Source organism: Dorea phocaeensis, from assembly GCF_900240315.1.
Taxonomy (GTDB): domain Bacteria; phylum Bacillota; class Clostridia; order Lachnospirales; family Lachnospiraceae; genus Dorea_B; species Dorea_B phocaeensis.
This window is the reverse complement of the sequence record NZ_OEPZ01000002.1, coordinates 609,306-629,942: the sequence shown is the minus strand read 5'-3', so window position 1 is coordinate 629,942 and position 20,637 is coordinate 609,306. Positions and strand designations below refer to the sequence as shown.

Here is a 20,637-nt window from a genome sequence, read left to right as displayed (position 1 = left end):
CTACACGTCTAAGTTCTTCACGTATTTTGCATTTTCTTCTATAAATTCACGTCTTGGCTCTACCTTATCTCCCATCAGTGTCGTAAACGTAAGATCCAATTCTGACGTACTTTCTTCATCCATCGTTACTCGAAGAAGTACCCGGTGTTCCGGATCCATAGTCGTCTCCCATAACTGCTCTGCATCCATCTCTCCAAGACCTTTATAACGCTGAATCTTATTGTTGGTATCACGTCCTACTTCCTGAAGAATACCATCCAGTTCCTCATCACTGTATGCATACCATACCTTCTTGTTCTTCTCCAGTTTATAAAGCGGCGGCTGCGCCAGATACACGTATCCTTCTTTGATCAGTTCCGGCATGAACCGATACAAAAATGTCAGAAGCAGCGTACTGATATGTGCGCCGTCCACGTCGGCATCGGTCATAATAATAATCTTATGATACCGAAGCTTTGAAATATCAAAATCATCATGGATACCTGTTCCAAATGCCGTAATCATAGCTTTGATTTCTGCATTTCCATAAATCTTATCCAGTCTTGCTTTTTCTACATTCAGAATCTTACCACGAAGAGGCAGGATTGCCTGCGTAGAACGGTCACGCGCCGTCTTCGCTGACCCGCCCGCAGAATCTCCCTCTACGATGTAGATTTCACAGTTTTCCGGATTCTTGTCAGAACAATCCGCAAGCTTTCCTGGAAGAGACATTCCGTCAAGGGCTGATTTTCTTCTCGTCAAATCTCTTGCCTTTCTTGCTGCCTCTCTTGCACGCTGAGCCATTACAGATTTCTCAATGACCATTTTAGCAACGGCCGGATTCTGCTCCAGGTAAATTTCCAGCTGCTTGCTGACCACACTGTCCACCGCACCTCTGGCCTCACTGTTTCCAAGCTTCTGCTTTGTCTGTCCCTCAAACTGAGGATCCTCGATCTTAACGCTGATAATCGCCGTCAGACCTTCCCTTATATCTTCTCCTGAAAGATTTGGTTCATTGTCTTTTAAGAGTTTATTCTTTCTTGCATAATCATTAAATGTCTTCGTCAGCGCATTTCTAAATCCAACCACATGGGTTCCGCCTTCCGGCGTCGTAATGTTATTGACAAATCCATACGTATTGTCACTGTAGGAATCGTTGTGCTGCATTGCCACTTCTACTGCCACATTGTTGACATTTCCCTCGCAGTAAATAATATCCTCATAGAGAGGCGTTTTGCTTCGGTTCAGGTATTCTACAAACTCCTTGATTCCGCCTTCGTAGTGAAAGGTCTTCTCAACCGGTCCTTCTTCCGGACGCTCATCTGTCAGCACAATTTTAAGACCACGGGTCAAGAATGCCATCTCCCGGAAACGCTGCTTTAATACATCGTATTCAAAAATTGTTTCTTCAAAAATCGTATCATCCGGCAGGAACGTAACCTTGGTTCCAGTCTGATCCGGATCACATTCTCCAATCACAGACAGCTTCTGAACCACTTTGCCGCGTTCATATCTCTGTTTATAAATCTTTCCGCCATTAAAGATTTCAACCTCCAGCCAGTTAGACAGCGCATTTACTACGGACGCACCTACTCCGTGAAGACCTCCGGATACCTTGTATCCTCCGCCTCCAAATTTTCCGCCGGCATGAAGCACAGTAAATACAACTTCTACCGCAGGGATACCTGCCTTATGATTGATACCGATCGGTATTCCTCGTCCATTATCAATAACTGTAACGGAATTGTCTTTATTGATACTTACATAGATTGTATCACAGAATCCCGCCAGTGCCTCATCCACGGCATTGTCTACAATCTCATACACAAGATGATGCAGACCTCTGGATGATGTGCTCCCGATGTACATACCGGGACGTTTTCTAACGGCTTCCAGACCTTCCAGTATCTGAATCTCATCCGCGCCATATTCGTGCTGTACCTTTTCTGTACTCATGCTAATCCTCCTAGTTTTCCTTCGCTACTTGTCCATTTTGGACATGAAACACTTTGTTTATAGAAAAACGATGATTTACAAAATCCTCCACCCCTGTACAGGTAATCAGAGTCTGTATATCATGTATACTATCCAGTAAATAGTTTTGCCTATGTTTATCCAGTTCAGACAATACATCATCAAGCAACAACACAGGCGTATCATGAATGGACTGTCTCACCAGCTCAATCTCTGACAGTTTCAAAGACAATGCCGCTGTCCTCTGCTGTCCCTGCGAACCAAATCTCCGAATATCCAGATCCCCCTCCATAAAGCATATGTCGTCTCTATGGGGGCCTACCGAAGTACTCTTAAGCTTTAAATCTCTGTCTTTGTACTTTCTAAGTGCCTGCTCAAAAGTCAATTCTTTGTTGCTTGGTTCATAGAGAATCTGAATTTCTTCTCTTCCCCCTGTCAATTTTTTATGGATAGAAGAAATGATTTCATTCATCTCCTCGATAAACGCCTTTCTTCTCTCAATAATCTTATTGCCATACTGTATTAACTGCATCTCCCAAATTTCCAGTGTTCCGGCATGTTTTTCATATCCTGAAAAACCGATCTCTTTCAGAAGATGATTTCGTTGATTGACCACCCGGTTGTAATTGGCAAGATTACTCAAGTAAACGCGGTCAAGCTGAGACAATTCCAGATCAATAAATCTTCTTCTTTCCGCCGGACCGTTCTTGATAATATTCAGATCTTCCGGTGAAAAGAACACCAGATTCACAATTCCAAATAATTCACTTGCTTTCCTGATCGGCATCCGGTTAATTGCAATCCCTTTCGGACTGTTCTTTTTCAGATGCATATCAATCTGGTAATCGATCCCATTCTTCTCTACAATCGTCTCAATGTGAGATTCTTCTTTGCCGAATTCGATCAAATCACGATCCTTACTCCCACGGTGCGACTTTGTAGTCCCGGACAGATACACTGCTTCCAGAATATTGGTCTTACCCTGAGCATTGTCTCCGTAAAAAATATTTGCAGAGTCATCAAATGTCAAATCCAGAAGATCATAATTTCTAAAATTTTTCAGTTTCAAAGATTTAATCTTCAATGGTTATCTCTTCCCCGTCAAATATAACGACATCTCCGCCGTATAGTTTTCTTCCGCGGCGGGTATCAACCTCACCATTTACTTCTACCAATCCATCCTGGATCACTTCTTTCGCTTCCACTCCGGACTCTACAAGACCCGCAGCCTTAATCGCCTGTCCAAGCTTGATGTATTCTTCTCTCAACTTGATATTCATGTCTCTTTCCTCTCTTCTGTTTCTATACTGCTGCATTAAAATTTACAGGCAGAATCAGATAAATATAACTTTCTTCATCATCCTTGATGAAACACGGCGCTTTTGCATTCATCAAATACAAGGTCACCTCTTCGTCCTCAATTACTCGAAGTGCATCAATCAAAAACTTTGGATTAAATCCGATCAAAAGATCTTTGCCTTCTTTGGTGATATAAATCTCTTCATTCATGGAACCAATCTGTGATTTGATCTTTAACTCCATGAGTTCATCGCCGATATTGATAATGATCGGCTTCTTGTCTCCTTCTTTGACAAGAAGTGTCGCACGGTCAATACAGCTTAATAATTCTTTTTTATTGATTCTTACTTTTGTCTCATAATCGTTCGATAACATCTGATCAATCTTGAAATATTCTCCCTCGATCAGCCTGGATACAACAATGGTATTATCAAACTCAAACACAATATGATTGCTGGTATAAGAGATATGAACCATACTCTCTGCTTCACCGGACAAAATCTTGCTGATTTCAATCAGTGTTTTTCCTGGAACCACAAGTTTGTTATCCGTCACCTGATCCTTCAGCTCAATTCGTCGAATGGAAATACGGTGTCCGTCAAGAGATACCACTCTTAAGATATTATTTTTAATCTCAAAAAGTTCACCTGTCATTAATTTATTGCTTTCGGTATCTGCAATTGAGAAAATCGTCTGACGAATCACTTCTTTCAAAGTAAACTGGGAAATTTCTATGGACTCGTCCTTCTCAATAATCGGCAGGTAAGAAAATTCTTCTCCAGGTTTACCTGCAATATCAAATTTCGCTTTTTCGCAGGTAATAACAGTCTGAAGATTGGAATCTGTTTCAATTGTCACTTCATTGTCTGGCAGCTTTCTTACGATCTCTGAGAAAATTTTTGCATCAATAGCAATCATACCTCGATCAAGAATTTCTCCTTCAATCTCTGTCTGGATACCAAGCTCCATATCATTTGCTGTTAATTTTATAATATCATTAGTTGCATCAATCAAGATACATTCCAGAATCGGCATTGTCGTTTTGGAAGGCACTGCCTTTGATACAATGCTGACGCCTTTTACGAGATTGGATTTGTTACAAATTATTTTCATGTGTAAAACTCCTTTCACGGTGCGGTTTATAAATTTATATATAAATAATTTCCGTCTTCTTCTTAATAGGGGCTGTGGAAAAGGGGATAAGTGCTTCAAACGCCCTATTTTCAAGGTTTCTAAGCTTTGAAAACTTCGTGGATTTCGGAAGAATTAGGTGTGGATTTGTTGGTGATAACTTCTTGCTTTCCACAGAAAAAAATTTCCTGGTGGAATTATCCCAATTTTATCCCATACTTATCCACAGCCTTTCCACAGATTGTCCACAATCTTATCCCAATGCTATTTTCCTTAAGCCGGATTGATTTTCTTCTTTATAATATTGATAGTGTTAGACAGTACTTCATCTTCTTCTATCTCAGAAGCGATCTTTTCGACTCCGTATTTGATCGTAGAATGATCCTTTCCGCCTAAAATCACACCGATGGCTTTCAGAGAAGTCTCGGTCATGGAGCGGATCAGATACATTGCGATCTGTCTTGGAACTGCAATTTCTGCATTTCGCTTATTGCTTTTAATGTCTTTTACAGAGATTCCAAAATGTTCAGATACAATGTCGAGGATCAATTCAGGAGTAACTTCTCTGTTATTTTCAGAAGAAATAATATCTTTTAATGCCTCTGCGGCAAGTGCGATATCAATAGGGGCATTTTTATCTAATTTATATAAGAAGATTAATTTATTTAAAGAACCTTCTAATTCACGGATATTCGTCTTTACATTTGTTGCAATATATTCCAGTACGTCATTTGGAATCTTATATTTTTCCAGATGATCAAGTTCGATTTTTTTCTGCAGAATCGCCATACGCGTTTCGTAGTTTGGAGCAGAAATATCAGCAATCAGACCCCATTCAAAACGTGTACGGAGTCTGGATTCCAGTGTCTCAATGTCCTTCGGAGGCTTATCACTGGAGATGATGATCTGTTTTCCGGAAGTATGTAGGTGGTTGAAGGTATGGAAGAACTCTTCCTGCGTACTTTCTTTTCCGATAATGAACTGAATATCATCGATTAACAGTACATCATTATTACGATACTTGTCGCGGAACTTTTCAATGGAAGATTCATTGCCCGGGGTTTTACCCATACGGAGGGCTTCAATCATCTCATTGGTGAAGGTTTCGCTGGTAACATAAAGAACCTTTTTCTTTGGATTTTGTTCTAATATAAAATGAGCAATTGAATGCATCAGATGCGTTTTACCAAGTCCGACGCCTCCGTAGAGGAACAGTGGATTGTAAACTTCACCCGGAGATTCTGCAACTGCAAGAGATGCAGCATGAGCAAAGTTATTGTTCCCGCCGACTACGAACGTATCAAATGTATATTTTGGATTGAGCCCGGCTTTTTCAGCAGCAGATTTTGTTTTTTTCTTCTGATTTGCTTCAATTGCCATGTTCTGAAGCTCATCGATTCTGTCATCATCTTCAGACAGAAAAGCTACCTCAAATTCAGTTCCGGTAATCTCTGCAATACATACCTTCAGAGGAAGCAGATATTTCTTTTCGATATATTCAACACTTGCATTCATATTTACAAGGATGAAAACAGTGTTGTCGATCACATCATAAACTTTCAGTGGCTGAATCCAGGTATGAAAAGATACATTGGATAATTCGTGTTCCACTCTTAGATGTTCAATAATTTCCGGCCATTTTTCCTTTACAATATTCATTCAATTTAACTCCTAATCTATCTGTTTCGTGGATTTAAAGATAGAGACCCACTCTTCTATAGTTTACAACAAAATGTCTATGAAGGCAATCTTTAATCAATGTGGATAACTTTATCACAAAGCAAAAAGGCAGAGATATGGGAAAAAAATGAGGAATTTTTTTTGTATCCACAGGTTTTCCACACTTTATCCACAAGTTTTCCACATTTTGTGGATAAATAAATTTATAAAAATGTAGGAATAGCTTGACTGACGGGCTTTTTTTTAATATAATCAAAGCTGATGTCTATAGGAAAAATCGGGATGGTCCCGTCATATATAAGGAGGTGGATATCTATGAAAATGACATTCCAGCCAAAGAAAAGACAGAGAGCAAAAGTTCATGGTTTCAGATCAAGAATGAGCACAGCAGGTGGAAGAAAAGTACTTGCTGCAAGAAGAGCAAAAGGAAGAAAGAGATTGTCAGCTTAGGCCGCAGATATGTGGCCTTTTCTTCTCTGAAAATTAGGAGAATTGAAAGAATGAAATATTCCGAGTCATTAAAGAAAAATAAGGATTTTCAGGCCGTTTACCGGAAAGGCAGATCCTGTGCAAACAAGTATCTGGTAATGTATATCAAAGAGAATGAATGTGGCCGAAACCGATTGGGAATATCAGTAAGTAAAAAAGTAGGAAACAGTATCGTACGACACAGATTGACGAGGTTAATCAGAGAAAGCTATAGGTTGAACGAAGAGCGGTTCAGATGTGGCCTTGATATGGTAGTCATAGCAAGAGCAGGTGCAAAGGAAAGATCGTACCATGAGATCGAAAGCGCACTGCTTCATCTGGGACGGCTTCATGAAATTATAGATTAGGGGTAGCGTATTATGAAGAAGATTCTGTTAGGATTCATCAGGTTCTATCAGAACTATATTTCTGCCATGAAGGGCGGAGCTACTTGTAAGTATTTTCCGACCTGTTCACAGTATGCGGTAGAAGCGATTGAAAAGTATGGTGCGCTGAAGGGCGGATTGCTGGCTGCGTGGCGAATCTTACGTTGTAATCCATTTTCAAAGGGTGGATATGACCCCGTTCCTTAGGGAGAATTACAACAATATTGGAGGAAAGCAGTATGATATTTAGTTTAGCTGGTGCGGCAGACTGGCCGATTGTCGGACAGATTTGCTGGTTATTGGGTAAAGTTATGAACTTTATCTATACCTTATTAAAAGGTATGTTAGGGACAGATGCAGGAATTGTAGGTCTGTCTATTGTTGTATATACGATTGTAGTATATACGTTGATGATGCCTCTGACGATTAAGCAGCAGAGAGCATCTAAGATGACTTCTGTTATGAATCCTGAGCTTCAGAAAATTCAGAAGAAGTATAGAAATAAGAAAGATCAGGCTTCACAGCTTAAGATGCAGGAAGAGATGCAGTGTGTATATGATAAGTATGGCGTCTCCATGATGGGAGGATGTCTGCCGATGCTGATTCAGATGCCTCTTCTGTTTGCATTGTATCCGGTCATCTACGATATTGAACATTTTGTACCGGCAATGGCACACGATCCGGAGAGTGTAAATCGTTTCTTATCGATTCCTGATTTGACCGTTTCACCATGGACGATGTTAAAGAACAGTGGTGACTTTGGAACACCGGCTCTTCTTATTATTATAACAGCGATTGCGCTGCCGGTATTATCAGGTCTTTCTCAGTACTTAAGTATCCGTCTTTCTCAGGCGATCTCAGGACAGCAGATGGATCAGGATAACCCGATGGCGGGAACTATGAAATCCATGAATATTATGATGCCGCTGTTCTCTGTATACATTGTATTTACACTGCCTACCGGTATCGGTTTGTACTGGATTGTAAGTGCGGTTGTACGTTGTATTCAGCAGATTATGATTAACAAACATTTATCTAAGATGTCTGTAGAAGATATTCTGGAACAGAATCGAGAAAAGGCAGAAGAAAAAGCTAAGAAGCGCGGAGAAAAAGCAGAAAAGATCGGTGCTATGGCTCAGACGAATACCAAGAGCATCAAAGAAGCTGCAACACAGAGCGTATCCGGCATGAGTGAAAAGGAAAGAGAAGCAAAGATCGAGAAGGCTAAGAAAAACGCAGCTGGAGCGGAGGCAGGAAGCCTTGCAGCAAAAGCAAATATGGTTAAGAAGTTTAATGAGAATAATTAGGGGGCGTTTTCATGGAATACATTACTGTATCAGCAAAAACACTGGATGATGCAATTACAGAAGCATTGATTCAGTTAGGTGTTACAAGTGATCAGTTAGATTACATTGTAGTGGAAAAAGGAAGTGCCGGATTTCTTGGAATCGGTGTGAAGCAGGCAGTTATTAAGGCGCGCAAAAAAGTAGAAGAAAAGCCGGAAGTAACGGTAGAAGAAACGGTGAAGGAAACGGCGAAAGAAGAAGTGAAAGAGACTTTCAAAGCCGAAGTAAAAGAAGAGAAAAAAGAAGAAAGATTTGAAAAAAAATCTGAGCATAAACCAAAGAAGAATAAACAGCCGGAAGTAGTCAAGGAGAGGAAAGAAGTTGAGCTTGCAGTCGTAGAGGAAAATACGATTCAGATGTGTGAGAAATTTATCTACGATGTATTAAAGACCATGAATATGGAAGATGTAAAAGTTACATCTCAGATTGATGAAGAAGGCGCACTTTCCATTAATATGGATGGAAAGAACATGGGAATTCTGATTGGAAAACGTGGACAGACCCTCGATTCTCTTCAGTATCTGACGAACCGTGTTGCTAACAAAGCACAGAGCGGATATGTAAGAGTAAAACTTGATACAGAAGATTACCGTAGAAGAAGAAAAGAAACGCTTGAAAACCTTGCAAAGAACATTGCAAGCAAGGTTAAAAGAACTAGACATGCAGTATCTTTAGAGCCGATGAATCCATATGAGAGAAGAATCATCCACTCTGCATTGCAGTCAGATCCGGCTGTGTCTACACACAGTGAAGGTGAAGAACCATACAGAAGAGTTGTGGTAACACTGAACCGTCGGTAATGTTACATAGGAACAGGAAGTTGAAAAACTTCCTGTTTTTTTTAGTTTGGTTCTATGATATATTATATGAGGAAGATTAGTGAGAAAATTAGTTGAGAAAGGAAATCCATGGAAATAGAATATCAGAAAACGATTGCCGCAATTTCTACAGCTATGAGCAATTCCGGAATCGGAATTGTCAGGATGTCAGGTCCGGAGGCGTTTGAAATTGCGGATCAGATTTATAGAGGGAAGAATAATAAGAAGCTGTCCAGTCAAAAATCCCATACGATTCACTACGGTTATATCGTGGAGAATGGGGAGACGGTTGATGAAGTGTTGGTAATGCTGATGCGCGGCCCTCATAGTTATACGGGGGAGGACACGGTAGAAATTAACTGTCACGGCGGTGTTTATGTGGTGAAAAGAATTTTGGAAATTCTTATCTTCCATGGAGCAAGGCCGGCAGAACCGGGAGAATTTACAAAGCGAGCATTTTTGAATGGAAGAATGGATCTTTCTCAGGCAGAAGCTGTGGGAGATTTGATTACCTCTCAAAATGAGTATGCTTTGAAGAGTTCCATCAGCCAGCTGAAAGGTAATATTAAAGAAAAAATTACAAAGATGCGGGAAAAGATTCTGTATCACACAGCATTTATTGAAACAGCGCTGGATGATCCGGAGCATATCAGCGTGGATGGATATGGGGAAGAACTTCTCGAAATTATGGACATGCTGATTCAGGAAATAGAAGGTTTATTGAAAACATGCGATAATGGAAGAATTATTAAAGAAGGAATCAATACTGTCATTTTGGGAAAACCAAATGCAGGAAAATCTTCTTTATTAAATGTATTAATTGGAGAAGATCGGGCAATTGTTACGGATATTGCGGGAACGACCAGAGATGTGTTAGAAGAACATATTAATTTGCAGGGAGTTTCTTTGAATATTATGGATACAGCAGGAATCCGAGACACAGAAGATTTGGTGGAAAAGATTGGAGTAGATAAAGCCAAAAGCCATGCAGATCAAGCTGATTTATTGATCTATGTGATTGATGCATCAGCGCCCCTTGATGAAAATGACAATGAAATCCTTCAATTAATGAAAGGAAAGCCAGCAATTATTTTGTTGAATAAGTCTGATCTTAATATGGTTGTTGGCAAGTCGGAGGTTCAGGAAGCATATTATCAAAGCAATGGTGAAAATTCTGAGAATATTCCAATTATTGAAGTTTCAGCAAAACATCAACAGGGAATTGATTTGGTGGAACAGACATTAAAGGATATGTTTTTTGAAGGAAATCTTGCATTTAATGACGAAATTTATATTACAAATGTGCGCCATAAGACGGCACTTCGGGATGCATGTGATGCGTTGAATCGTGTGAGAGACAGCATTCATGGCAAAATGCCGGAGGATTTCTATTCGATTGATCTGATGGATGCATATGAAGCATTAGGAAGTATTACTGGAGAGACGATAGGAGAAGATTTGGTTAATGAAATATTCAGTAAATTCTGTATGGGAAAATAATGATAGATATGATGTAGCAGTAATTGGAGCAGGCCATGCAGGCTGTGAAGCGGCATTGGCGGCTGCGAGATTGGGATTTCAGACGGTGATTTTTACAGTCAGTGTGGAAAGTATTGCATTAATGCCTTGTAATCCTAATATCGGGGGAAGTTCCAAGGGACACCTTGTGAGGGAAATTGATGCTCTTGGCGGTGAGATGGGAAAGGTGATTGACCAGACGTTTATTCAGTCGAAAATGTTGAATCAGTCCAAAGGACCGGCTGTTCATTCGCTTCGTGCACAGGCTGATAAAAATCGTTATAGCAGTACGATGAGACAAGTTTTAGAGTCTCAGGACCGGCTTGAGATTAAGCAGGCAGAAATTGTTAAAATTCTTGTGGAAGATGGAAAAGTAGTAGGAGTTCAGACATTATCTGGAGGAATTTATTACTGTAACGCGGTGATACTGTGCACTGGAACATACTTAAAAGCTCGCTGTGTATATGGAGAGGTCAGTGAAAATACAGGACCGAATGGATTAAAGGCAGCAAATTATTTAACAGACAGTTTAAAAGAACTTGGAGTGAAAATGAATCGCTTTAAGACGGGGACACCGGCAAGGATTGACAGGAGATCTGTTGATTTTTCTAAAATGGAAGAACAGTTCGGTGATGAGAGAGTAGTTCCATTTTCTTTCACAACAGATCCGGATACGGTTCAAATTGACCAGGTATCTTGTTGGCTTACTTATACAAATCAAAGAACGCATGAGATTATTCGAGCAAATCTTGATCGATCACCTTTGTTTTCGGGTATGATTGAAGGAACAGGGCCGAGGTATTGCCCGTCTATTGAAGATAAGGTTGTTAAATTTGCAGATAAAGAAAGACATCAGGTGTTTATTGAGCCAGAAGGATTAGAGACGAATGAAATGTATATTGGCGGAATGTCCAGTTCACTTCCAGAGGATGTTCAGTATGCGATGTATAGAAGTGTTCCGGGATTAGAAAATGTTAAAATTGTAAGAAATGCGTATGCAATTGAATATGATTGTATTGATGCTAGACAATTAAAGCCATCTTTGGAATTCCGGGAGATAGAAGGATTATTCAGTGGCGGTCAGTTTAATGGAAGTTCAGGCTATGAAGAGGCTGCAGCTCAAGGACTGATTGCAGGAATTAATGCGGCAAGAAAACTTTCTGGAAAGGAAAGTATTGTATTAGATCGATCCGAAGCATATATAGGAGTGTTAATTGACGATCTGGTAACAAAGGAGAGCCATGAGCCATATCGTATGATGACTTCCAGAGCAGAATATCGTCTTCTTCTCAGGCAAGATAATGCAGATCAAAGATTGACACGAAAGGGATATGAGATAGGTTTGATTTCCGAAGAACGTTACCAGAGACTTTTGGAAAAAGAAGAATGGATTGAGAAAGAAGTAAATCGTCTGGGAACTGTTCATGTAGGAACCAGTGAGAAGATACAGAAGCTTCTTGAGGAGAATCAAAGTACACCATTAGTATCTGGGACAACTTTGAAAGATCTGATTCGTCGACCAGAACTTTCCTATCGTATCCTGGAAAGTATTGATACAAGCAGACCAGAACTTCCAGAAACTTTGGAACAAGAGATTATCGATCAAGTTGATATCTTTATTAAGTATGAAGGCTATATTAACAGGCAGAAAAAACAGGTAGAGCAGTTCAAAAAGCTGGAAAATAAGAGAATACCAGAATCGATAGATTATGATAATGTAAAAAGTCTTAGAATTGAAGCTGTTCAGAAATTAAAAGAGTATCGTCCGGTTTCTATTGGACAGGCGTCAAGAATTTCCGGTGTATCTCCGGCAGATATTTCAGTCCTGCTTGTTTATTTAAGTAGTCAAGGAAGAAATATTTAAAAAGAAATAGATAAAGACAAGTAATATATAAAGCAAGAATTTGTTGATACTGGGAGTGTATAAGAGTATGACACATTTATTGAAAGAAAAACTTGGAGATTTAGAAATAAATCTTACAGACCGAATGCTAGAACAGTTTGATTTATACTATGAACTATTAGTGGAATGGAATAAGATGATGAATCTTACCGGAATCACAGAATATGAAGAAGTGCTGACGAAACATTTTGTAGACAGTATTTCTATTGTAAAGGTAATGGATCTTAACAATGTGGAGTGGGTTATTGATATAGGAACCGGAGCAGGATTTCCAGGAATTCCATTAAAAATTGTTTATCCACACTTAAAGGTTACCTTATTGGATTCCTTAAATAAAAGAATTAAATTTTTAGATACTGTGATTGCAGAATTAGGATTAGCAAATATCTACACTATGCATGGAAGAGCAGAAGATTATGCGAAAAAAGAAGAATATCGAGAACAGTATGATCTCTGTGTATCACGTGCAGTTGCCAATCTTTCAACATTATCAGAATATTGTCTTCCATATGTAAAGGTAGGAGGAAACTTTGTTTCTTATAAGTCGGGCGAAATAGATCAGGAAGTAAAAGAATCAGGAAAGGCAATTAGCATTCTTGGTGGAAAAGTAGAAAGAATAGAAAAGTTTGAATTATCAGGTACAGATATTTCAAGATCCTTTGTAAAAATAGAAAAAGTAAAGGAAACAGGGAAAAAATATCCAAGAAAAGCCGGATTGCCAGCAAAGGAACCGATTAAGTGAAAAGAGAGTAGTAATGTTTCACGTGAAACATTACTACTTTTTAAATTTGGGACGTGTACAAATGAAAAAACTCCGTCCCCAATTGAAAGATTAAAAAGTTATGAAAAAATTAATGTTTCACGTGAAACATTGGGTGGATAAGTGTATGAAAAAGTGGTATACTAGATCTATGTCAAAAAGAAAGGTGATTAACAATGGGAAGAATTATAGCTATCGCCAATCAAAAGGGTGGGGTAGGAAAGACAACTACTGCTATTAACTTATCTGCCTGTCTTGCCGAAAAAGGACAAAAAGTCTTAGCAATCGATATGGATCCACAGGGAAATATGACCAGTGGATTAGGAGTGGATAAAGACGAAGCAGAAAAGACAATCTATGATATGATTATTGGACAAGCCGGTATCGAAGAAGTAATACAGAAAGATGTAATGGAAAATCTGGATATTCTTCCTACTAATATAGATTTGTCAGCGGCTGAAATTGAACTAATAGGAGTGGAAAATAAAGAATTTATAGTTCAGAAAGAAGTTCACAAGATAAGAGATAGATATGACTTTGTTGTTATCGATTGTCCGCCGTCGTTAAGCATGCTTACTATTAATGCTATGACAACGGCTGATTCTGTGTTAGTTCCAATTCAGTGTGAGTATTATGCGTTGGAAGGCTTAAGTCAGCTGATACATACAGTAGAACTGGTAAAAGAACGTTTAAATCCAGTGATTGAGATAGAAGGTGTGGTGTTTACGATGTATGATGCCAGAACCAATCTGTCATTGCAGGTAGTGGAAAATGTCAAAGATAATCTGGAACAGAATATCTATAAAACGATTATTCCAAGAAATATACGTCTTGCAGAAGCTCCAAGTTATGGGATGCCTATTAATAAATATGATCCAAAATCGGCAGGAGCAGAGAGTTATATGAGACTTGCTGATGAAGTGATTCATAAAGGAGAAGAAGAGTAGGCGTTATAGGTAATGATAGGGGAGGAAAAAAGATGGCAGTAAAGAAAAATGGTCTTGGAAAAGGGCTGGATAGTCTAATTCCGGCAAATAGGAGTGTGAAATCAAGTTCATCATCGGCTTCATCGACAGAAAAGAAGGAAGATGATCTAAAAACAGGGGAAACCCTATTGAATATCAATATGGTAGAACCAAATAGAAAGCAGCCACGAAAAAATTTTGAAGAAGATGCTTTAGATGAACTTGCAGAATCTATTAAGCAGCATGGTATTCTTCAACCGCTTCTTGTAAGAAAAAATAAAGATTATTATGAGATTATTGCAGGAGAAAGACGCTGGAGAGCTGCAAAACGGGCAAAATTAAAAGAAGTTCCTGTGATTGTAAAGGATTATACAGAACAGGAAATTGTTGAAATTGGATTGATTGAGAATATCCAAAGAGAAAATTTGAATCCAATTGAAGAGGCAATGGCCTTTAAGAGATTACTGGAAGAGTTTAATCTTAAACAGGATGAAGTGGCAGAACGAGTGTCAAAGAGTCGTACAGCGGTTACGAATTCTATGCGTTTGCTGAAACTGGATGAAAGAGTACAGCAAATGATTATTGATGACATGATCTCAACAGGACATGCGAGAGCTCTTCTGGCAATTGATGATAAAGAGCAGCAGTATGCATTGGCAAATCTGATTTTTGATGAAAAATTGAGTGTTCGAGATATTGAACGAATGATCAAAGAAATTAAAAATCCAAAGAAGCAAAAAGAGAAGAAAACAGAAGAAAATCAATTTATTTATACCAGTTTAGAGGAAAAAATGAAAGAAGTTATAGGGACAAAGGTTCATATCGCTTCTAAAGGGAAGGGAAAAGGAAAAATAGAGATCGAATATTATTCAGATGAAGAATTAGAACGAGTGTTCGAGCTTCTGATGAGCTTAAGAAGGGAAGAATAAAGATTTATGGAAAGTAAAATATTGAAAGCGTTAGGAATTGATCCTGCATTTATATTCCTGTTTTTGCTGATTTTAATTATTGTACTTTTTGTGTTGTATGTAAATGTAACGATGAAGTATAATCGGTTAAAGAGCAGTTATGCAACGTTTATGAAGGGAAAAGATGGGAAGACTTTGGAAGAGAGTCTGGCAGATAAATTTGCGGAAGCGGAAGCAATTCTGAAAATCACAAAGCAAAACCGCATGGATATTAAAGAAATTAATAAGCGGATGGAAAGCGATTATCAGAAGATCGGGATTGTCAAATATGATGCGTTTAATGAAATGGGCGGAAAGCTTAGTTTCGTGTTGGCAATGTTAAATGGTAAGAACAGCGGATGGATTTTAAATGCAATGCATAGCCGGGAAGGTTGTTACACGTATGCAAAAGAAATTGTGAACGGTGAAAGCTATGTAGAGTTATCAGAGGAAGAAATTGAAGCACTGGATAAGGCGATTTTTTCTGATCCGTATGAAACAGACGTAAAAGAAAAGAAGAAGTCTAAGGAAAAGAATTAAAAAAGAAAAAATAGAAAAATAGTAAGAAAAGAATGATTTAGACAAGATGAGGAGGATATAGTTATGTTAGACATGAAATTTGTGAGAATGAATCCAGAGGTTGTAAAGGAAAACATCAAGAAAAAATTCCAGGATGAAAAGCTTCCATTGGTAGATGAGGTTCTGGAATTGGATCAGAAAAACCGTGAGATCAAGCAGGAAGTAGAAGCACTTCGAGCTGACAGAAATAAAATTTCCAAAGAAATCGGCGCTTGTATGGCACAGGGAAGAAAAGAAGATGCAGAAGAGCTGAAGAAAAAAGTAGCTGAAAATGCGGATCGTGTGGAAAAGTTATCTGCAGAAGAGAAAGAAGTAGAAGCAAAGATCAAAAAGATTATGATGACAATTCCAAATATCATTGATCCAAGCGTACCGATTGGAAAAGATGACAGTGAAAATGTGGAAATTCAGAAGTATGGAGAACCGGTAGTTCCGGATTATGAGATTCCATATCACACAGAGATTATGGAAAGCTTTAACGGTATTGATTTGGAAAGTGCAGGAAAAGTTGCGGGAAATGGATTTTATTATTTGATGGGAGACATCGCAAGATTACACTCTGCAGTCCTTTCTTATGCAAGAGACTTTATGATTGGAAGAGGATTTACTTATTGTATTCCTCCATTTATGATCAGAAGCAATGTGGTAACGGGAGTTATGAGCTTTGCAGAGATGGATGCAATGATGTATAAGATCGAAGGAGAGGATCTGTATCTGATCGGTACGAGTGAGCATTCTATGATTGGAAAATTCATTGATACAATGCTGACAGAAGATCAGCTTCCACAGACACTGACCAGCTATTCTCCATGTTTCCGTAAGGAAAAGGGAGCACATGGAATTGAAGAGCGTGGAGTTTACAGAATCCATCAGTTTGAAAAGCAGGAAATGATTGTAGTATGTAAGCCAGAAGAAAGCAAGAAATGGTATGATGTGCTGTGGCAGAATACGGTTGATTTATTCCGTTCTATGGATATCCCGGTTCGTACATTGGAGTGCTGCTCTGGCGACTTGGCAGATTTGAAAGTGAAATCCTGTGATGTTGAGGCGTGGTCTCCGAGACAGAAGAAGTATTTTGAGGTAGGAAGCTGTTCTAATCTTGGAGATGCTCAGGCAAGACGTCTTGGAATTCGCGTAAAGGGAGAAGACGGAAAATACTTTGCTCACACATTAAACAATACAGTAGCAGCTCCGCCGAGAATGTTAATTGCATTCCTTGAGAATAATCTGCAGGAAGATGGATCTGTGAAGATTCCGGAAGTATTACAGCCATATATGGGCGGAATGACAAAATTGACACCAAAGAAATAGATTGAATTTAGAATAAAAATTATAGGAAAACAAATATGCATCAATACCTGAAATCCATAGGATTTGGACTAGTAAAAGGGAAAAAAGCGCAAAAAGAAGTGATCAGAGATACCAGAGATTCCTTTACCCAGTACGATCTGGTTTCACAGGGAGAGGAAGATTTCTGTGAATACCGAAAAGAATACGCACCAGGAATTGGAATATCTCTGTATGGGACTTTGGAGAAGGATGAGATCTTTTCACCAGACTATTATTGTCCATATTTGATTGGTACTGGGGTGACATCCTATGCAGATATTTTTGTTGAACAACGTATCGATAAGGATTCTTATGTGGGAATCTGTGAAGAGCCAAAAGTGGGAATTAATTTGATTTTCACATTGCAGAATATCATGGAGTATAAGAAGGAAGTACAGCGAAAGGGTGCGTCTATTCGTTATAAATCTGTGACATTATCAGGGCTTGGGAACAAAGGAACAATACTGCTTCCTATCAAAAAGAATGAGGAACAGCAGAAGAAGCAGCAGGAAGATGTTCATAACCGCATGATGTTGATGAGTGCAGCAAAAAATGGAGATCCGCAGGCGATGGAAAGCTTGACCCTGGAAGATATCGATACGTATTCCAAAGTATCCAGACGCCTTGCATCAGAAGATGTATTCAGTATTGTGGAAAGCTATTTAATGCCTTATGGAGTGGAATGCGATTGCTATTCGGTACTGGGAGAAATCCTGGAATTGTATGAAGTGGAGAATGAACTGACCACAGAATCTCTTTATATTATGAAATTAGAGGTCAATGGACTGCAGTTTGATGTCTGCGTGCCAGCGGCGGGATTGACTGGTGAGCCAAAGGAAGGAAGAAGGTTTAAAGGTGTTGTCTGGATGCAGGGAAGAATTAATTTTTAATTAGATTTAATGGAAAAGGTTCCGTAAATGTTTCAATAAAAGTTCAATAGAAGGAGGAGATCAGTAATTGATCCCCTCCTTTACAATAAGGTGATTTTATGATAAAATAACCATGCTTTAAAAATTGATATTTGTTTCCTTAGTTAAATGGATATAACAAGCGCCTCCTAAGCGCTAGTTGTGGGTTCGATTCCCGCAGGAAACGTTCGAAAAAAAGACGGTTTTCAGAATGTGGAAGAAGTAGATTTGATATCTACTTCTTTTTTTTGAAGCCAAATTCTTTGGATGTCGGGATTTTTGCACAGCTATCTATTGTAAAATGATAACATCAAAAGAGGAAATATGTAGGAGGAAAGAGTATGTTTTTACCAGGAATTACTTTGCTTTTTGTCGGAAGTTATGTTTTGAAATTAATAAGAAATGAATAAGGAACATCATTATTTTGGAATTAGAATGAAAGAGCAAAAGGAGGCAGGGCAATGAGTAAGATTTATTTTACATTGACAGGAACAAAACACTATTTTGGAAAAGAATTATTTGAAGGACTTGGGAAAATAGGATATGTGGCAAACAGTTCTTATACGGTAATCGGTGATTCTATGAGTGCTGGAAGAATCTACGACAAAATTGGAGATACTGCAAAAGCAAAAGTAGTGCTGGGCACTGATTACGGAATTATTTGTCGCTTAGGTAAGAAGTGCCTTCTGGAAAACAAAAAGAAACTTGAAAAATCAGAAACGGAAATCGATGAATAAAGAAACTCTTTTATTAGAAGATGCAGGATTGAATCCGTAAGAGTTTGATTTTTAAGTAAAATTAAAATGTAACGTGCAAGAAGACGGAGAAAATATGTTTTACTTAGTTATTGATTTGGAAATGTGTAAAGTGCCAAGATACTATGGGGAAAGAACTTACAAATATGCAAATGAAACAATACAGATCGGAGCTGTTCTTCTAGACGAAGATTTTAAAAGGCTTGGAACACTTACCCCAATACGTGCACCCTGAATTTGGAGTAATTGATCATTTTATTGAAAGATTGACAGGTATCAGAAATAGCCAGCTAAAAAATGTTCCGAAGCTACAAGAAGCTTTATTACATATGTTGAATTGGATTGGAGACCGCGAGTATAAAATATATGCATGGAGTGAATCGGATAGAGATCAGATCTTGCATGAAATAAAAGCAAAGAAAATTGACGACACAAGAATTACATCTTTTGTTGAGAAAGAAAAATGGATCGATTATCAGTCTGTATTTATGAAACGCTTTGGTTTGAATCGACAGATCAGCTTGGCAGAAGCATTAGAGCGAGCAGAGATAGAACCAGAAGGGGAATTTCATGACGGATTGGATGATGCAGTTAATACGGGAAATTTGATTAAAAAGTTGACACTAAATCCAGAATATCAATTAAGTCAGTATGAACTTCCAGAAGAGGAATCAAAACCACTTTCTAGTACATTAGGAGAACTGTTTTCAGGGTTGGATTTACAATTTGCATGATAATACAACATCGAATATATTTTAAATAGTAATATGGTATTTTCACTACATTTTGTGCGGGAAGATACCATATATTTGTTTTATCTATGGTATACTGAAAAAAAGGATGGAAATAAGAAGTGTTAGGTTTTGTCCAGGAGAAAAGATTAAGATGAGGTGATTCCTATGGCTTCTTTTGATCAGAAGCTCCGTACTTTATATTTAATGGAAATCCTTCTGGAACGTACGGATGACGAACATATGCTCAATGCATCAGAGTTATGTACGATTCTGAAACAGGAATACGGTATCAGTACGGATCGAAGAACAATTTATACAGAGATGGAGATCCTTGATAAATTTGGACTGGATATCCAACAGAAGAAAGGAAAGAATCCAGGGTACTATATTGGTGCCAGAGATTTTGAACTGCCGGAGTTAAAGCTTCTAGTAGATGCGGTGCAGTCTTCCAAATTTATTACAGAGAAGAAATCAAAAGAATTGATACAAAAATTGGAGAAGCTTTGTTGTAAGACAGATGTGGAAATGCTTTCCAAATACGTTTTTATTGTGAACCGTCCGAAAACGGAAAATGAGACGGTTTATTACAACGTGGATTATATCCATAATGCCATTTACGAGAATAAAGAAATTACGTTCCAGTACACAGAGTGGACGATTAAAAAGGAATTCAAATTAAAAAAGAATGGCGCTTTCTATGTTGTCAGTCCATGGGCACTGACCTGGGATGACGAAAATTATTATCTGGTAGCTTATGATGCAACAGTCGGAATTATTAAACATTATCGTGTGGATAAGATGCAGCATACAAAGATTCTGGAAACGGACCGAAAAGGGGAAGAATCCTTCAAAAATTTTGATCTGGCTGCATTTGTAAAGAAAACCTTTGGAATGTATGGCGGTGTAGATGCGGAGGTTACGCTGGAATGCAGGAACGAATTAGCCGGTGTTATGCTTGATCGTTTTGGCCATGATGTGTGGATGATTCCCCAGGGCGAAGATCATTTTAAAATCAAAGTACTTGTATCGGTAAGCCCACAATTCTTTGGCTGGATCACAGGAATTGGAGCCGGGATGAAGATTATCGGACCGGAACATGTGAAACAGCAGTATAAAGAATATTTGCTCGATGTGCTGGAAAATTATTAATCTGCTTTA

Annotated in this window: 21 protein-coding genes and 1 tRNA gene; 17 read left to right on the top strand and 5 right to left on the bottom strand. The window is 38.5% G+C overall.

Features of this window, described 5'->3' with window-relative positions; genetic code table 11:
- From gyrB to dnaA, 5 genes are all read right to left on the bottom strand, one after another.
- The gene (gene gyrB, locus C0979_RS07005) at positions 1–1,935 is read right to left on the bottom strand and encodes a DNA topoisomerase (ATP-hydrolyzing) subunit B (protein WP_101695296.1); all 1,935 of its coding nucleotides are present in this window, start codon (positions 1,933–1,935) and stop codon (positions 1–3) included.
- A gap of 10 nt (positions 1,936–1,945) precedes the next feature.
- Complete coding sequence (gene recF / locus C0979_RS07000; RefSeq protein ID WP_101695295.1) at positions 1,946–3,037, bottom strand: DNA replication/repair protein RecF; 1,092 nt, start codon at positions 3,035–3,037, stop codon at positions 1,946–1,948.
- Positions 3,027–3,233, bottom strand: a complete 207-nt coding sequence (locus C0979_RS06995; RefSeq protein WP_101695342.1) for an RNA-binding S4 domain-containing protein — start codon at positions 3,231–3,233, stop codon at positions 3,027–3,029. Before C0979_RS06995 ends, recF begins: the two co-directional genes overlap by 11 nt.
- Before the next feature lie 22 nt (positions 3,234–3,255).
- Positions 3,256–4,365 (bottom strand): DNA polymerase III subunit beta, encoded by a 1,110-nt coding sequence (gene dnaN / locus C0979_RS06990; protein WP_101695294.1) that lies wholly within the window; start codon positions 4,363–4,365, stop codon positions 3,256–3,258.
- 291 nt (positions 4,366–4,656) lie between these two features.
- The gene (gene dnaA, locus C0979_RS06985; protein WP_101695293.1) at positions 4,657–6,042 is read right to left on the bottom strand and encodes a chromosomal replication initiator protein DnaA; all 1,386 of its coding nucleotides are present in this window, start codon (positions 6,040–6,042) and stop codon (positions 4,657–4,659) included.
- Between the two features lie 336 nt (positions 6,043–6,378).
- Between dnaA and rpmH the strand changes: the two genes are divergently transcribed.
- The 17 genes from rpmH to C0979_RS06900 all read left to right on the top strand — a co-directional run bounded on the left by rpmH (position 6,379) and on the right by C0979_RS06900 (position 20,628).
- Positions 6,379–6,513 carry a 50S ribosomal protein L34 gene (rpmH, locus tag C0979_RS06980; RefSeq protein WP_101695292.1) on the top strand — a complete coding sequence of 45 codons (135 nt, stop codon included), beginning with the start codon at positions 6,379–6,381 and terminating at the stop codon, positions 6,511–6,513.
- A 50-nt stretch (positions 6,514–6,563) separates the two neighbouring features.
- Entirely contained in the window at positions 6,564–6,899 is a 336-nt protein-coding gene (rnpA, locus tag C0979_RS06975) for a ribonuclease P protein component (protein ID WP_101695291.1), read from the top strand.
- Between the two features lie 12 nt (positions 6,900–6,911).
- Positions 6,912–7,124: a membrane protein insertion efficiency factor YidD gene (gene yidD / locus C0979_RS06970; protein ID WP_101695290.1), complete on the top strand. Its 213-nt coding sequence runs from the start codon at positions 6,912–6,914 to the stop codon at positions 7,122–7,124.
- Between the two features lie 32 nt (positions 7,125–7,156).
- Positions 7,157–8,224, top strand: a complete 1,068-nt coding sequence (gene yidC, locus C0979_RS06965) for a membrane protein insertase YidC (protein WP_101695289.1) — start codon at positions 7,157–7,159, stop codon at positions 8,222–8,224.
- Between the two features lie 11 nt (positions 8,225–8,235).
- On the top strand, positions 8,236–9,063 hold the full coding sequence (jag, locus tag C0979_RS06960; RefSeq protein WP_101695288.1) for an RNA-binding cell elongation regulator Jag/EloR: 828 nt from the start codon (positions 8,236–8,238) through the stop codon (positions 9,061–9,063).
- A 108-nt stretch (positions 9,064–9,171) separates the two neighbouring features.
- Positions 9,172–10,581, top strand: a complete 1,410-nt coding sequence (mnmE, locus tag C0979_RS06955; RefSeq protein WP_101695287.1) for a tRNA uridine-5-carboxymethylaminomethyl(34) synthesis GTPase MnmE — start codon at positions 9,172–9,174, stop codon at positions 10,579–10,581.
- Entirely contained in the window at positions 10,547–12,463 is a 1,917-nt protein-coding gene (gene mnmG / locus C0979_RS06950) for a tRNA uridine-5-carboxymethylaminomethyl(34) synthesis enzyme MnmG (protein ID WP_101695286.1), read from the top strand. Before mnmE ends, mnmG begins: the two co-directional genes overlap by 35 nt.
- Before the next feature lie 67 nt (positions 12,464–12,530).
- Positions 12,531–13,244, top strand: a complete 714-nt coding sequence (gene rsmG, locus C0979_RS06945) for a 16S rRNA (guanine(527)-N(7))-methyltransferase RsmG (RefSeq protein WP_101695285.1) — start codon at positions 12,531–12,533, stop codon at positions 13,242–13,244.
- A 194-nt stretch (positions 13,245–13,438) separates the two neighbouring features.
- Positions 13,439–14,209, top strand: a complete 771-nt coding sequence (locus tag C0979_RS06940; protein ID WP_101695284.1) for a ParA family protein — start codon at positions 13,439–13,441, stop codon at positions 14,207–14,209.
- Between the two features lie 32 nt (positions 14,210–14,241).
- A complete protein-coding gene (locus tag C0979_RS06935) occupies positions 14,242–15,156 on the top strand; it encodes a ParB/RepB/Spo0J family partition protein (RefSeq protein ID WP_101695283.1) in 915 nt (304 codons plus the stop codon).
- Positions 15,157–15,162: 6 nt separating this feature from the next.
- Positions 15,163–15,714 carry a DUF4446 family protein gene (locus tag C0979_RS06930; protein WP_101695282.1) on the top strand — a complete coding sequence of 184 codons (552 nt, stop codon included), beginning with the start codon at positions 15,163–15,165 and terminating at the stop codon, positions 15,712–15,714.
- 63 nt (positions 15,715–15,777) lie between these two features.
- Positions 15,778–17,064 carry a serine--tRNA ligase gene (serS, locus tag C0979_RS06925; RefSeq protein ID WP_101695281.1) on the top strand — a complete coding sequence of 429 codons (1,287 nt, stop codon included), beginning with the start codon at positions 15,778–15,780 and terminating at the stop codon, positions 17,062–17,064.
- Between the two features lie 35 nt (positions 17,065–17,099).
- Positions 17,100–17,972, top strand: a complete 873-nt coding sequence (locus C0979_RS06920) for a DUF3881 family protein (RefSeq protein WP_101695280.1) — start codon at positions 17,100–17,102, stop codon at positions 17,970–17,972.
- Between the two features lie 133 nt (positions 17,973–18,105).
- Positions 18,106–18,177: transfer RNA gene (locus tag C0979_RS06915), tRNA-Arg, on the top strand.
- A gap of 274 nt (positions 18,178–18,451) precedes the next feature.
- Positions 18,452–18,727, top strand: a complete 276-nt coding sequence (locus C0979_RS06910) for an HIRAN domain-containing protein (RefSeq protein WP_101695279.1) — start codon at positions 18,452–18,454, stop codon at positions 18,725–18,727.
- Positions 18,728–18,969: 242 nt separating this feature from the next.
- Complete coding sequence (locus tag C0979_RS06905; protein WP_242962668.1) at positions 18,970–19,479, top strand: exonuclease domain-containing protein; 510 nt, start codon at positions 18,970–18,972, stop codon at positions 19,477–19,479.
- Between the two features lie 165 nt (positions 19,480–19,644).
- Positions 19,645–20,628, top strand: a complete 984-nt coding sequence (locus C0979_RS06900) for a helix-turn-helix transcriptional regulator (protein WP_101695278.1) — start codon at positions 19,645–19,647, stop codon at positions 20,626–20,628.
- Positions 20,629–20,637 lie beyond the last annotated feature (9 nt).

Coding starts and splice junctions, on each gene's coding strand:
- C0979_RS06910 (WP_101695279.1), top strand. CDS start 18,452: ATGAGTAAGATTTATTTTACATTGACAGGAACAAAACACTATTTTGGA.
- mnmG (WP_101695286.1), top strand. CDS start 10,547: ATGAAATATTCAGTAAATTCTGTATGGGAAAATAATGATAGATATGAT.
- yidC (WP_101695289.1), top strand. CDS start 7,157: ATGATATTTAGTTTAGCTGGTGCGGCAGACTGGCCGATTGTCGGACAG.
- serS (WP_101695281.1), top strand. CDS start 15,778: ATGTTAGACATGAAATTTGTGAGAATGAATCCAGAGGTTGTAAAGGAA.
- C0979_RS06995 (WP_101695342.1), bottom strand. CDS start 3,233: ATGAATATCAAGTTGAGAGAAGAATACATCAAGCTTGGACAGGCGATT.
- rpmH (WP_101695292.1), top strand. CDS start 6,379: ATGAAAATGACATTCCAGCCAAAGAAAAGACAGAGAGCAAAAGTTCAT.
- dnaN (WP_101695294.1), bottom strand. CDS start 4,365: ATGAAAATAATTTGTAACAAATCCAATCTCGTAAAAGGCGTCAGCATT.
- C0979_RS06930 (WP_101695282.1), top strand. CDS start 15,163: ATGGAAAGTAAAATATTGAAAGCGTTAGGAATTGATCCTGCATTTATA.
- jag (WP_101695288.1), top strand. CDS start 8,236: ATGGAATACATTACTGTATCAGCAAAAACACTGGATGATGCAATTACA.
- mnmE (WP_101695287.1), top strand. CDS start 9,172: ATGGAAATAGAATATCAGAAAACGATTGCCGCAATTTCTACAGCTATG.
- rnpA (WP_101695291.1), top strand. CDS start 6,564: ATGAAATATTCCGAGTCATTAAAGAAAAATAAGGATTTTCAGGCCGTT.
- C0979_RS06900 (WP_101695278.1), top strand. CDS start 19,645: ATGGCTTCTTTTGATCAGAAGCTCCGTACTTTATATTTAATGGAAATC.
- C0979_RS06935 (WP_101695283.1), top strand. CDS start 14,242: ATGGCAGTAAAGAAAAATGGTCTTGGAAAAGGGCTGGATAGTCTAATT.
- yidD (WP_101695290.1), top strand. CDS start 6,912: ATGAAGAAGATTCTGTTAGGATTCATCAGGTTCTATCAGAACTATATT.
- dnaA (WP_101695293.1), bottom strand. CDS start 6,042: ATGAATATTGTAAAGGAAAAATGGCCGGAAATTATTGAACATCTAAGA.
- C0979_RS06920 (WP_101695280.1), top strand. CDS start 17,100: ATGCATCAATACCTGAAATCCATAGGATTTGGACTAGTAAAAGGGAAA.
- rsmG (WP_101695285.1), top strand. CDS start 12,531: ATGACACATTTATTGAAAGAAAAACTTGGAGATTTAGAAATAAATCTT.
- C0979_RS06940 (WP_101695284.1), top strand. CDS start 13,439: ATGGGAAGAATTATAGCTATCGCCAATCAAAAGGGTGGGGTAGGAAAG.
- gyrB (WP_101695296.1), bottom strand. CDS start 1,935: ATGAGTACAGAAAAGGTACAGCACGAATATGGCGCGGATGAGATTCAG.